We start from the raw sequence: 12,694 nt of genomic DNA on the forward strand, positions 1-12,694 counted from the left end.
TTCGTGTGCGTTTGAAATGGTTACTAGCCGGCGAGGGCAGGCATGATCATGGGAACCCAGAGGGCGACCAGACCGGCAAGCGTCCCGCCAACCAGCGGCCCCACCACGGGGATCCAGGAGTAAGCCCAGTCACTTGAACCCTTGCCCTTGATGGGCAGGAGTGCGTGTGCGATACGCGGCCCGAGGTCACGGGCGGGATTGATGGCATAGCCCGTCGGTCCGCCCAGTGATACACCGATGCCCACCACGAGCAGGGCGACCGCCAGCGGCCCCAGGCCCGAGGGCGTCCCGCCAAATGTCAGGATGACGAATACCAGGACGAACGTGCCGATGATCTCCGTAACAAGGTTCCATGGCGTGGAGCGGATGGCCGGACCGGTGGAGAACGTCGCTAGCTTGTTGGCTGCCACGGGTTCGACATCGAAATGCTGCTTGTACGCGGCCCAGCAAATGACCGCGCCCAGGAATGCCCCCAGCAATTCACCGCCGAAGTACGTGAGAGTCGAGGCGATGTCAACCGTGACACCGGGAGCATACTCGCTCTTGCCGTTAACCAGTAGGCCCAGCGTGACGGCGGGATTGAGGTGGGCGCCGGATTTGGCGGCAACGAAAACACCCGCGAAGACGGCGATCCCCCACCCCCAGGTGACCATCAGGAACCCGCCGCTGTTGCCTTTTGTGCCCTTCAGGGCAACGTTGGCCACGACACCGCAACCCAGAAGGGTGAGCATCGCCGTTCCGAAGACTTCGGAAAGAAAAACAATTTCAAGAGACATCGTTGACTCCTCTATTTCTGTTTTCGGTCCTTCGCGGGTTGAAGGACCGTTGAACCGGAGCGCTTAGACGCCCCGGCTGCAGCCTGGCCTGCCTAGGCCACCAGGCTGTGGATCTGCACGCCGTGGAAGCGCTCCAGCACCTCCCGCGCTCGTTGGATCTCGGCAGCCTTGGCTGCCGCGTCCCAACCGAGCGGGGCGGAAAGGACATCGGACACCTCGACGAGGAGTTCACCCGTAACCAGCCCCCGGAAGGCAAGCGACGTACGCCGGACCAGGACATCGATGAGGTGCCCGATCTGCTCATTCCGGGCCATGAACTCCAGCTCCCGGACGCTGAGTTCGCGGGTGGAACGGAGCAGCCTGTCCGGGCCGGCATCAAGGTAGGCGATCACGTCGGCGGCCCTCGTGCCGTAGCGCGTCAGCAGGATGGCGGTGCGGTCAGCGTCCCGGCCGGCGCCCATGTGCGCCTTGATCCATTTCTGGATTCCGGTCTCATCCTCGGGGAAGCCGGCCCCTCCTCCGATGGCGAGCTTCGCCGTCGAGACCTTCCGTTCCATCCCCAGCTCGGCAAGCACATCATTTGCCATGTGCTCGGCCAGAGCCCGGAAAGTGGTCCACTTGCCGCCCACCAGGCTGAGTACGACGGCGGTTCCTGCGCCGGGTGCCCCGGCAGCCGGGGTGCGCCGCTCAATGCGGTAGTCGCGCGAGACAAACCCCGGCTGGGTGGCGTCGTGGCGTGGCAGCGGGCGGACGCCGGAGAACGTGTAAACGATCTGGTCACGCCGCACGCTGATGTCCGGGAAGACGTGGCCGATCAGGTTGAAGAAGTACTCGATCTCCTCATCCGTGCACACCGCGTCCTGCGTCATGTCCGCGTTGACATCAGTGGTTCCCACCAGGACCCGGTCGCCCATGGGATAGATGAGGACGATCCGGCCGTCCGTGTGCTCAAAGAAGATCTCCCGGCCTTTGCAGGCCTCGAGCAGGACCGGGTGGTCCAGCACAATGTGCGATCCCTTCGTGCCGCCCATAAAGGCCGACGCCGCCCCCATGGCTTCGTTGGTCAGGTCCACCCAGGCGCCGGTGGTGTTGACGATGACGTCCGCGGTGAAATCAAACAGCTCGCCAGTCAGTTCGTCGCGGAGCTGGACCGTGGTGCCGGACTGCGTGGCAGCCCCGCCGAGAGAATGCAGTGCGAGGTAGTTGCTCGCCCGGGCTGTTGAGCTTTCCGGTCCGCCACTGGCCTGCCCTGCCTTCTCACCGTCCTGGAGCACATCGAGCGTGAGCCGCTCGGGGTTGTGTACCGAGGCGTCGAAGTAGGTGGCTGCGTATTTGATTCCGGGGTGCAGGTGCGGCAGCTCGGCGAGGGCCCGCTTACGTCCGCGGAACTGGTGGCGCGGCACGGTGCCGCCGTCGCGGGAGAACGAGTCGTACATGCTGAGCCCAAGTTTGATCAGGAAGGCGCCGCGCTCCTTGGGTTTGCCCTGCTGCTTGTGCGTGAGGAACCGCAAGGGTGCGGACAGGACGCCGGAAAAGGTGCTGAAGATGGGGATAGTGGTCTGGAGGGGCTTCACATAGTGCGGTGCGATCCGCAGGAGGCGGTTGCGTTCCATCACGGATTCCCGGACGAGGCGGAATTCACCGTTTTCGAGGTAACGGATGCCGCCATGAATCATATGGGAGGACGCACCGCTGGCACCCTGGCAGTAGTCGCCACGCTCCACCAGGGCCACGTCCACTCCCTGCAGGGCGAGGTCCCGGAAGGTTCCCACGCCGTTGATGCCACCGCCGATGATCAATACCTTGGCGTGCGGACGATTCCGCAGACCCTGGACCGATGCGCGCGGCACGGTGCTGTGGGCGGGCGTGGCGCCGGTATGACCGAGTGAATCCTTGAGTCCCAAAACTGCTCCCTGGGTTTGTTGGCGTGCGGGCATCCGCCGGATGCACCGCCGTTCTTCAACTATTGTTTGGACTATTGGAAAATGGTGTCAAGCACTATGCACAAACGTGCAGAATGGAAACAGAATGACGCTTTCCCGACACTCGGATGCGCTCCGGGCTGCACAGATGTACTACCTCCAGGATCTGACCATGGACGCGATCGCCCGGGAACTTCGGACGTCCCGGTCCACCGTTTCCAGGCTTCTTTCCGCGGCCCGGGATACGGGCCTGGTGCAAATCCAGATCCGCAATCCGCTGGACACCGGCCCCGAGCTGGAAAGTATGATCCGGCGCGAGTACAGCGTGGACGTGCACGTTGTTCCGGTCCTTGAGTCCCTCAACGAGGCGGAAACACTGGACCGCGTGGCTATGCAGGCAGCACGCACCATCGGCCCGCTGGTGGATTCCAATGCGATTATCGGCGTCGCGTGGGGATCAACGCTCAGCGCCGTCAGCAGGCACCTCACCCGCAAGATCACCCACGACACGGTGGTGGTCCAATTGAACGGCGCCGGAAACATGCACACCACCGGCATCACCTACGCCAGTGACATCATGCGCCGTTTCGGAAGTGCCTACGGGGCGCGGGTAGAGCAGTTCCCCGTTCCGGCGTTCTTTGACCACGCCGCCACCAAGACCGCCATGTGGAATGAGCGCAGCGTGCAGCGGATCCTGGACCTGCAGGCCAGGATGAGCATCGCAGTCTTCGGCGTCGGATCCGTGGATGCGGACTACCCCAGCCACGTCTATGCAGGCGGATACCTGGACGAAAGCGACCTGAAGAACCTAGCCAATTCGGATGTCGTGGGTGACGTTGCCACGGTCTTTTTCCGGCGTGACGGATCCTCTGACGGCATCGTCCTGAACGAACGCTCCACCGGTCCGGCGCTCTCCCAGCTGCGCCAGGTCCGGCGTCGGATCTGCGTGGTCTCCGGTGCGTCGAAGATCAACGGTCTGCGCGGTGCCCTCTCCGCCGGACTTGCCACCGACCTTATCTTGGATGAAGCCACCGCGCGCCGTCTGGTGGGCTTTGGCGGTGTCGCCTGGCCCAATGGGTAAAGTCAATGCTATGAAAACCTCACCCCGCCTCAGCCTCAACAACGGCGTGCTGATCGACCAGTTGGGATTCGGGCTGTACAAAGTTCCGGCAGCGGAAACATCCGGCCTGGTGGCCACGGCACTGGGCACCGGATACCGCCACTTTGATACGGCAGCCATGTACGGCAACGAAACCGGCGTGGCGCGCGGACTCGGCCCCGCCATGGATTCCGAAGGCAGAAGCGGCGGCTCCGGGGAATCCTCGCCTGGCCTGCGGCGGGAAGACGTATTCATTACCACGAAAGTCTGGAACGATGACCAGGGGTACGACGCGACGCTCCGTGCCTTCGATACCTCCATGGTCAACCTCGGCCTGGACTACGTGGACATGTACCTGATCCACTGGCCCTGCGCCAAGCTGGATCTGTTCACCGACACATACCGCGCCCTCGAAACCCTGTACCGCGAAGGCAAGGCCCGGGCCATCGGTGTCTGCAACTTCCAGCCGGCGCACCTGGACCGCCTGCTCGAGAGTGCCGAAGTGGTACCCGCCGTGAACCAGATTGAACTGCACCCGTGGCTTCAGCAGGCGGAGCTCAGGGACAAGCACCACACCGTAGGCATCCGGACGGAAGCCTGGAGCCCCCTGGGGCGCGGACACGTGCTGTCGGATCCCGTGGTCCTTGCCCTGGCGGCCGAACACAGCAGGACAGCGGCCCAGATCATTCTTCGGTGGCATATCCAGCTGGGGAACATCGCCATCCCCAAGGCAAGCTCCGAGTCCCGGATCAGGGAAAACCTGGACGTCTTTGGCTTTGAACTTTCAGACCGCGACATGGCAGCCTTGGCTGAGCTTGACCGCGGGCAGCGCACCGGGTCCCACCCCGACAACGTCAACTAGGACCGAGGGTCATGAAAACCGCCGATCAACAGCCATCCCCTGCGCCCTCGTTCTTCAGCCCCGGGCTGGCGGCCCGCACCCGGGCCGCCGACATCGTGATCAATGGCAGCGCCGTGGCGTACTGGACCTACGAACCAGTCCAGGCCTCACCTGATACCCGCACCATCCTGGTCATCCACGGCTTCCGCGGCGATCACCACGGCCTGCTCCGGGTGGCAGACCAGTTGCCGGACATGCGCATCATCATGCCGGACCTGCCAGGGTTCGGCAGCTCCGCCGCGTTCGCCTCCGGGAAGCATTCGGTGGAGCAGTACGGCACGTTTGTCACCGCGTTTATGGCGGCGCTCGGCCTTGGTGCGGACACTGTGCTGCTGGGGCACTCCTTCGGCTCGATCGTCGCCTCCCATTTTGTCGCGACCCACCCGGGCAGCGTCACACCTCTGATCCTGATCAATCCCATCGCCGCGCCCGCCCTGGAAGGTCCCAAGGGGATCATGACCAAGCTGGCCGTCCTCTACTACCGGCTGGCGGCCCGGCTCCCCCGCCCGCTGGGACTGGCACTGCTGCGCAGTCCACTGATTGTCCGGGTCATGAGCGAGGCCATGGCCAAGACGGCCGACAAAGAGCTGCGCCGCTTCATCCACGGCCAGCACCATGCTTACTTCAGTGCGTTCGCGGACCGGGAAAGTCTCCTCGAATCGTTCACGGCGTCCGTCAGCGGCCATGTGGCCGAGGTTGCCGGGAAGCTGGACCTGCCGGTGCTCCTGGTTGCCGGTGAAAAGGACGAGATTGCCACCATGCCGGACCAGCACCGGCTCGCCGCGCTCCTCCCCGACGGTGTCCTCAAAGTCATTCCCGGCGTCGGCCACCTGATCCACTACGAAACGCCCGGACCCGCAGCCGGCTTCATCCGCAGCTTCCTTAAGGACCACCCCGCGTGAAGATTGTCATCGATGCACGATTCACCCGGACCGACCACCACGACGGCATCAGCCGTTACGGGGCCAGCCTCATCGCCGCCATGGCGAAGGTGGCCGACGTCTCCATGCTCATCAGCGACACGCGCCAACTGGCGCTTCTCCCGGATGTTCCGTACACGTTGATCAACAGTCCGCTGTCCCCGCTGGAGCTGTTCGTGGCCCGCAGGATCAACCCGCTTGGGGCCGACGTTGTGGTGTGCCCCATGCAGACCATGGGCAGCTGGGGGCGCAAGTACGGCCTGGTCCTGACCCTGCACGACCTCATTTACTACGAGCACCCCGCTCCCCCGGGATTCCTGCCGGCACCCGTCCGCGTGCTGTGGCGGCTCTACCACAAGGCGTTCTGGCCGCAGCGCGTCCTCCTCAACCGGGCGGACACCGTGGCCACCATCAGCCGGACCACAGAAGCGCTGATGGCCAAGTACCGGCTGACCAAAAGGCCGGTGCGGATCATCAGCAACGCCCCGCAGCCCGCACAGGAACCGCGCGATCCTGCCGCCGGGGCGGACCATTCGCTGGTGTACATGGGCTCGTTTATGCCCTATAAGAACGTTGAAACGATGGTGGCTGGAATGTCTGAGCTCCCTGATTTCACCCTGTACCTGCTGAGCAGGATCACCGCGGAACGCCGGGCCGAGCTGGAGGTCATGGTGCCGCCCGGCGCCAAGGTGGTCTTCCGCAACGGGGTCACCGATGACGAATATGCCGTCATGCTCAAGCGCGCCACGGCGCTGGTGAGCCTCTCCCGCGCCGAGGGATACGGTCTTCCGCTGGTGGAGGCCATGGCCCTTGGCACCCCGGTCATTGCCAGCGACATACCGATTTTCCGCGAGGTGGGCGGCAACGCGGCAACTTACGTTGACCCCGCGTCCCCGGCAGACTTCGCCGCGGCAGTGCAGACATTGCGCGACGACGCCCACTGGCAACAGGTGTCCCGCCTTTCTGTGGCGCGTGCCCAGGAGTTCAGCTGGGATGAATCCGCCCAGCAATTGGTGGACGTGGCCCACGACATCATGGCGCGGCGCAGCCGGTAGCGGACGCCGCGAGGGGCGACCGTTAGAGGACGTCCACGCCGTCCAGTCTGACCTGGACCGGTTCCGTGCTCCTCTTGGCGGCGGCCGCAGCTTTTGTTGCACGCAGCACGCGGGTGACCGTGGCTGCCTGCCCGTACGCAAAGAACAGGAGGGTACGGGCGTCGTCACCGGCCCCCGCGGCGGCCGCGGGACCGGTCAGCACCAGCGGGGCCGGTCCTGCGGTCCGCAGTGCCACGCCGGCGGTGGCCAGCTCCTTCTCCACGGCCCCGGAAAAATGTACGACGGCGGCCCTGGGGCCGGTGAGCGAGGCAATCCTGACGGCCGGAGGCAGTTGGAGTTCCATCCGGAGTTCCAGCTCGCGCCGGGCGTACCCGGCCGGGTCCCACCGCAGCAACGCGCCAACAGCAACACTTTCCGTCGCGGTGATGACCACCAGTCCGCCCTCGGACGCCGGGCGCACCAAAGCTGCGGCATTGAACCAGCGGCGCACGGTGTCCTCCCCGGCGCGGAGGTTCTCCCGTCGAAGCAGGGAGTCGCCGTCGAGGAGCAGCGCCGCAGCGTAACCGCCATCCGCCACGGGCTCGGCCCCGACGGTGGCCACCACCAGGGCCTTGGCGCTGCCAACGCCGGCCTTGACGTTGCCGCCCGAGGACGTAATAACTGCTTTCCCGGGAAATGCCCGGCCCAGCTCTTCGGCTGTCCGCAGGACTCCGGTGGCGCCCTTACGGAGCTTGTGCCCCGCGCAGTGGGCACACTGCCACTCCGGCGTCGGCGTGGAACACCAGCGGCACTGCGGGATCGCAGAACTGCCGCTGGCGCCGGCCAGGGCAAGGGGACCTTGGCAGGCCTGGCATCGGGCAGGTTCGCGGCAGGTCTCACATACGAGCGACGGGGCGTAGCCGGCGCGGGCCACCTGCACCAGGACGGGCCCGCGTTCCAGCCCTTCCTTGGCAGCCCGCCACGCGGCACCGGGAAGCCTCGCAACCAGGGCCAGGGGGTCCCGTTCCTGTTCGAAGCTGTCCGCCGTGTTCAGCACCCGGGGCACGGTCCGTCGTGCGAACGCCCGATCGGCCTCGACGGGCATGGCCCAGCCGGCCTCCACCAGCCGCTGGAGTTCCGTGCTCCTGGAATGACCCGCCATCAGGCAGGCGGTGCCTTCTTGGTCCGCGCGAAGCAACAGCACGTCGCGGGTATGGGCATACGGGGCACGCTGTTCGATGTGGAGGTCATCGCCGTCGTCCCAGCAGGCAACAAGGCCCAGATCCTGAACCGGAGCAAACGCTGCAGAACGCGTGCCGATGGCCACGCGAGCGGACCCGGCCAGAAGGCGCAGGAAATTCCGGTAGCGGGGGGTGGGACCGTCCTCGGCCGTCAGCCGGGCGATATCATCGGCAGGCAGCACCGCCAGGAGAGCCTTTTCGAGCTGGTCCAGGTCCCGGTAGTCCGGTACCACCACCACGGCGCCGCGGCCGGAGGCACGGACTGCTGCCACGGCCGTTGCCATCAGGTGCGGCCATGCTTCCGGGCCGAATCCCTGGAGTGGATTGAAGACTGCCCGTGGAGATCCGCCGTCCCGCAGGTGGCGGACAAATGCCGGCCCATTACGGTACCCGGCCCAGTCGGTCTCCGTCCCGGAAGGGGCGTCCGGGCCAGTAACGGCGTCGGCGTCGGAGAGCGGAGCCGGGGCAACAGACTCTACTACGGAGGCGGTGAGGAACTCCTTCTCGAGCCTCGCCATGCGCGGAGGAACCGCGACGCGAAGCACGTCGCTGACCGTGCCCGCATACCGGGCCCCGACGGCGGACACCAAATCCCGGACAGCCGGCGTCAGGACAACGACGGGAGAGACCACGTTCTGCAGGGGCACCAGGGTGTGGCCGGCGTCGGATTCTGCAGTCCGTTCAATGATGAACCCGGACAGGTCCTGGCCGTTGAAGCTGACTTTGACCCGGACGCCGGCCTGCGCGGCCTCATCCAGTTCGGCCGGCACGCTGTAGTCGAAGGGCCGGTCCAGATGCGGCAGCGGCGTCTCTACAAGGACCCGAGCCACCGGAAGGTGCGCGGCCAGGGGAGGTCCGGACGGCCTGGCCTTCGCCGGGAAGCCCTGCAGCAGCGACAATTGGACAGCGCCGGGAGGGACAGACTCATCAGAGGCCATGGCAGGCTGGCCTACGCGTTGAAGAAGGCCTTCAAGTCCTCCACCCGGTCCAGGCGCTCCCAGGTGAAGTCGGGATCGTCGCGGCCGAAGTGTCCGTGCGCGGCGGTCTTGGCGTAGATGGGACGCTTGAGGTCCAGGGCATCGATGATGGCCCGCGGGCGGAGGTCGAAGATCTCCGCGATGGCGGCGCTGATCCGGGCCGGATCCACCGTCTCCGTGCCGAAGGTTTCCACGTACGTGCCCACGGGACGGGCCTGGCCGATGGCGTAGGCAATCTGGATCTCGGCACGCTTTGCCAGTCCGGCCGCCACGACGTTCTTGGCAACCCAGCGCATGGCGTAGGCAGCGGAACGGTCCACTTTGGAGGGGTCCTTGCCCGAGAAGGCGCCGCCGCCGTGGCGGGCCATCCCGCCGTAGGTGTCCACAATGATCTTGCGTCCGGTCAGGCCGGCGTCACCGACGGGTCCGCCGATGACAAACTCGCCGGCCGGGTTCAGGATGTTGGCCGTCCGGGAGATGTCCAGGTTGGCTGCGGCCAACACGGGATTAATCACAAAGGAGGCGAGGTCCGCGCGCAGGCGGTCCAGGCTGGTTCCTTCGGCGTGCTGGCTGGAGATAACGACGGTTTCCACGGAAACCGGCACGTCCTTGTCATAGCCGATGGTGACCTGAGTCTTGCCGTCGGGGCGGAGGTAAGAGAGCTCGCCGGACTTGCGCACCTCGGTGAGGCGTTCGGACAGGCGGTGCGCGATCCAGATCGGGACCGGCATGTAGGACGGCGTTTCGTCGCTCGCGTACCCAAACATCAGGCCCTGGTCGCCGGCGCCCTGGAGGTCGTAGTCGTCCTCCTGGCGGCCTTCGCGGGCTTCGAGGGAGTTGAAGACACCGCCGGCGATGTCGTTGGACTGCTGTCCAATGGATACAGACACACCACAGCGGGCGCCATCAAAGCCATTGGCCGAGGAGTCATAGCCGATGCCCAGGATGGTTTCCCGGACGATCTGCGGGATTTCGACGTAGGCGTCTGTAGTGACCTCACCGGCAACATGGACCAGGCCGGTAGTGGCCATGGTCTCCACCGCGACGCGGGACTCGGGATCCGCGGCGAGCAGTGCATCCAGGATGGCGTCACTGATCTGGTCGCAGATCTTGTCCGGGTGGCCTTCAGTGACCGACTCGGACGTGAAGAGCCGGAGTGCGGAGGGCGTGGCCCCGTGGGTGTGGGGAATGTGCAGCGGTAAAGTCACTCAACTACCTTACTGGTTGGGAATCGGACGTCCGGCAGCGTGTGTCCCCGTGCTAAGGAAACGGTGCGTGGCTTTCGGTCAGGCGCGTGGCGAAACGTGGTTCAGCTCATAGCCGACCCGGGTGATGACGGCGACCGAAACCTCTGTTTTGGATCCGGCGGCCAGTTGTGGTTCGGCGCCGGAGCGGGCAAGGATGACTACCGAGTTGCTGTCCTGGCCAAAGACCTTGTCCGATCCCACATGATTGACCACCAGGAGATCACAGCCCTTGCGCTTGAGCTTTGCCTCCGCATAGGAGAGGACGTCGCCCTGGCCGTCACCGGTTTCGGCCGCGAAGCCCACAATCAGCTGGCCGCGGCGGGCTGCCTGATTTTCCGGAGCATTGTCCCTGACCTCGACCAGTTCCTGGAGGATGTCAGGATTCCGGACCAGGGTAATGAAGGGGTCAGCGGTGTCATCACGTTTTTTGATCTTCGTGCCGGAGATCTCCGCGGGGCGGAAGTCTGCCACGGCCGCCGCCATGATCACGACGTCGGAATCCGCAGCGGCTGCCAGCATGGCCCCGCGCAACTCCAGGGCGGTCTCAACGGTCACCACGTCGACTCCGGCCGGCGCCGGGACCTCCATATGGGCGGCAACCAGCCGTACCGTGGCGCCCGCGTTGCGGGCAGCTACGGCCAGCGCCACACCCTGCTTACCGGAGGACCGGTTGCCCAGGAAACGGACGGGGTCCAGCGGTTCCCGGGTTCCGCCTGCACTGACGGTGACGGTCCGGCCGGCCAGCGGAAGCTGGTAATCGGACTGACCCTGGGAGAGTGCCATGGCGGCGTCAAAGATGGCTTCGGGCTCAGGCAGGCGACCGGGACCGGAGTCGGTGCCGGTGAGCCTGCCGCTGGCCGGTTCCAGGACGGCCACTCCCCTGCTCCGCAGCGTTTCAACGTTGGCGCGGGTGGCGGCGTGCTGCCACATTTCCGTGTGCATGGCGGGGGCAAAAAGCACGGGTCCCCGTGCCATCAGCAGCGTGTTGGTGAGGAGGTCGTTGGCTTGTCCGGTGGCCGCGCGCGCCAGAAGGTCGGCCGTCGCGGGTGCCACCACGATGAGGTCGGCCTCCTGGCCAAGCCTGACGTGGTTGACCTGGTGAACGTCGTCGAAGACGCTGTTGCTGACCGGGTTCCCGGACAGGGCTTCCCACGTGGCGACACCTACAAAGCGGGTGGATGCCTCAGTGGGCATCACCGTGACATTGTGGCCGGCTTCAGTAAAAAGCCGGAGGAGCGATGCAACCTTGTAGGCCGCAATCCCTCCCCCGACTCCGAGGACTATGCGCACGTGACCTCCGTCAACAGGGCAGTCTGACTTACTCTGCGGCTTCGATCGGCGTGGAAACGAGCTTGCCTTCGTTGATCTCGCGCAGGGCGATGGAGAGCGACTTCTCGTTCAGCTTGGTGTCGACCAAGGGGCCGACGTATTCGAACAGGCCCTCGTGCAGCTGGGCGTAGTAAGCGTTGATCTGACGTGCACGCTTGGCACCGAAGATCACCAGGCCGTACTTGGAATCAGCTGCCTTGAGCAGTGAGTCGATCGGCGGGTTGATGATGCCTTCAAGGTTCGTGGACACGAATTCTCCAAATTCTAACGGGCTGACTGGTACCGGCTACGAGTGCGGGTGCGGGGTCAGCCCCATGAGTGAAACAAGCTCGTCCGCTGCCCGGCGAACGTCATCATTGATGACGGTGTGGTCAAACTCCGGTTCAGCGGCAAGTTCCAGTTTAGCTGTTTCCAGCCGCTGCTGCTGCTCATGCTCAGTTTCCGTGCCGCGACCCACCAGGCGGCGGACCATTTCGTCCCAGGTGGGCGGTGCCAGGAACACAAACTGGGCGTCCGGAACGGCCTGCTTGACCTGGCGTGCACCCTGCAGATCGATCTCCAACAGGACGGACCTGCCGGCGGCGATGGCCTCGTCCACGGAACTCCGCAGGGTGCCGTAGGTGTTCTGGCCGTGGACTACGGCCCACTCCAGGAACTCGCCGGCCGCAACAAGCGACTCGAACTCTTCCTTGGACTTGAAGAAGTAGTGGACGCCATCCTGCTCCCCGGGCCGCGGAGCGCGGGTGGTGGCCGATACGGAAAGCCAGACTTCGGGGTAGTTATCCCGGATGTAGGTGGACACGGTGCCTTTGCCAACAGCCGTCGGACCAGCGAGGACTGTCAGTCCCGGTTTCTTGCTCACGTATTCCTTTGCGGCGGAGTTTGGGTTCGGGCGATGCTATGAACGCCCTATTTCTCGTCTATAAAATCTACCAGCGCCTGGCGCTGGTGAATGCCCAGGCCGCGGAGCCGGCGGGACGCCGCGATGCCCAGTTGCTCCATTATGGCGGCAGCCCTGACTTTTCCAATGCCCGGCAGGGCCTCCAACAGCTCCACCACCCGCATCCGGGCCAGGGCGTCATCCGCTGCGGAGGCGTCAAGGAGGTCCGCTGCCGACGTCTTGCCGTTCTTGAGGCGATCTTTCGCGGCCGCCCTGGAGGCCCGCGCGGCGGCCGCCTTGTTCAGGGCGGCCGCGCGTTCCGAAGCGGATAAGGGTCGCAGGCTCATGGAGGACACCCCCGGATTCAT

12 protein-coding genes are annotated in these 12,694 nt (G+C 65.3%); 4 read left to right on the top strand and 8 right to left on the bottom strand.

Annotation, left to right across the window (positions count from 1 at the left end; translation table 11 throughout):
- Window positions 1-23: 23 nt before the first annotated feature.
- Window positions 24-776, bottom strand: a complete 753-nt coding sequence (locus ACZYZ4_RS03675; protein ID WP_463858297.1) for an MIP/aquaporin family protein — start codon at window positions 774-776, stop codon at window positions 24-26.
- 92 nt (window positions 777-868) lie between these two features.
- The gene (locus ACZYZ4_RS03680) at window positions 869-2,680 is read right to left on the bottom strand and encodes a glycerol-3-phosphate dehydrogenase/oxidase (protein WP_463858299.1); all 1,812 of its coding nucleotides are present in this window, start codon (window positions 2,678-2,680) and stop codon (window positions 869-871) included.
- 124 nt (window positions 2,681-2,804) lie between these two features.
- Here ACZYZ4_RS03680 and ACZYZ4_RS03685 point away from each other — a divergent pair, with 124 nt between their 5' ends.
- From ACZYZ4_RS03685 to ACZYZ4_RS03700, 4 genes are read left to right on the top strand one after another with little or no spacing between them, the layout of a single operon-like run.
- Complete coding sequence (locus tag ACZYZ4_RS03685; protein ID WP_463858301.1) at window positions 2,805-3,779, top strand: sugar-binding transcriptional regulator; 975 nt, start codon at window positions 2,805-2,807, stop codon at window positions 3,777-3,779.
- Between the two features lie 10 nt (window positions 3,780-3,789).
- Complete coding sequence (locus ACZYZ4_RS03690) at window positions 3,790-4,659, top strand: aldo/keto reductase (protein ID WP_463858303.1); 870 nt, start codon at window positions 3,790-3,792, stop codon at window positions 4,657-4,659.
- A gap of 11 nt (window positions 4,660-4,670) precedes the next feature.
- Window positions 4,671-5,600, top strand: coding sequence for an alpha/beta fold hydrolase (locus ACZYZ4_RS03695; protein ID WP_463858304.1), 930 nt, complete (start codon window positions 4,671-4,673; stop codon window positions 5,598-5,600).
- Window positions 5,597-6,673 carry a glycosyltransferase family 4 protein gene (locus ACZYZ4_RS03700; protein ID WP_463858306.1) on the top strand — a complete coding sequence of 359 codons (1,077 nt, stop codon included), beginning with the start codon at window positions 5,597-5,599 and terminating at the stop codon, window positions 6,671-6,673. The genes ACZYZ4_RS03695 and ACZYZ4_RS03700 overlap by 4 nt, the downstream gene beginning before the upstream one ends.
- A gap of 22 nt (window positions 6,674-6,695) precedes the next feature.
- On the opposite strand, the gene ACZYZ4_RS03705 is transcribed toward ACZYZ4_RS03700, so the two are convergent.
- From ACZYZ4_RS03705 to mihF, 6 genes are all read right to left on the bottom strand, one after another.
- Window positions 6,696-8,831 carry a primosomal protein N' gene (locus ACZYZ4_RS03705; protein WP_463858308.1) on the bottom strand — a complete coding sequence of 712 codons (2,136 nt, stop codon included), beginning with the start codon at window positions 8,829-8,831 and terminating at the stop codon, window positions 6,696-6,698.
- Between the two features lie 11 nt (window positions 8,832-8,842).
- The gene (gene metK, locus ACZYZ4_RS03710; RefSeq protein WP_463858310.1) at window positions 8,843-10,078 is read right to left on the bottom strand and encodes a methionine adenosyltransferase; all 1,236 of its coding nucleotides are present in this window, start codon (window positions 10,076-10,078) and stop codon (window positions 8,843-8,845) included.
- Window positions 10,079-10,156: 78 nt separating this feature from the next.
- Window positions 10,157-11,407: a bifunctional phosphopantothenoylcysteine decarboxylase/phosphopantothenate--cysteine ligase CoaBC gene (gene coaBC, locus ACZYZ4_RS03715; protein ID WP_463858312.1), complete on the bottom strand. Its 1,251-nt coding sequence runs from the start codon at window positions 11,405-11,407 to the stop codon at window positions 10,157-10,159.
- A gap of 28 nt (window positions 11,408-11,435) precedes the next feature.
- Complete coding sequence (rpoZ, locus tag ACZYZ4_RS03720; RefSeq protein ID WP_056340218.1) at window positions 11,436-11,696, bottom strand: DNA-directed RNA polymerase subunit omega; 261 nt, start codon at window positions 11,694-11,696, stop codon at window positions 11,436-11,438.
- Window positions 11,697-11,732: 36 nt separating this feature from the next.
- Window positions 11,733-12,308, bottom strand: coding sequence for a guanylate kinase (gene gmk, locus ACZYZ4_RS03725; RefSeq protein WP_463858313.1), 576 nt, complete (start codon window positions 12,306-12,308; stop codon window positions 11,733-11,735).
- A gap of 47 nt (window positions 12,309-12,355) precedes the next feature.
- Window positions 12,356-12,673, bottom strand: coding sequence for an integration host factor, actinobacterial type (gene mihF / locus ACZYZ4_RS03730; RefSeq protein WP_426985650.1), 318 nt, complete (start codon window positions 12,671-12,673; stop codon window positions 12,356-12,358).
- Window positions 12,674-12,694 lie beyond the last annotated feature (21 nt).

This window comes from Pseudarthrobacter adonitolis, assembly GCF_055412845.1.

Coding starts and splice junctions, on each gene's coding strand:
- ACZYZ4_RS03675 (WP_463858297.1), bottom strand. CDS start 776: ATGTCTCTTGAAATTGTTTTTCTTTCCGAAGTCTTCGGAACGGCGATG.
- ACZYZ4_RS03685 (WP_463858301.1), top strand. CDS start 2,805: ATGACGCTTTCCCGACACTCGGATGCGCTCCGGGCTGCACAGATGTAC.
- ACZYZ4_RS03690 (WP_463858303.1), top strand. CDS start 3,790: ATGAAAACCTCACCCCGCCTCAGCCTCAACAACGGCGTGCTGATCGAC.
- ACZYZ4_RS03695 (WP_463858304.1), top strand. CDS start 4,671: ATGAAAACCGCCGATCAACAGCCATCCCCTGCGCCCTCGTTCTTCAGC.
- ACZYZ4_RS03705 (WP_463858308.1), bottom strand. CDS start 8,831: ATGGCCTCTGATGAGTCTGTCCCTCCCGGCGCTGTCCAATTGTCGCTG.
- mihF (WP_426985650.1), bottom strand. CDS start 12,673: ATGAGCCTGCGACCCTTATCCGCTTCGGAACGCGCGGCCGCCCTGAAC.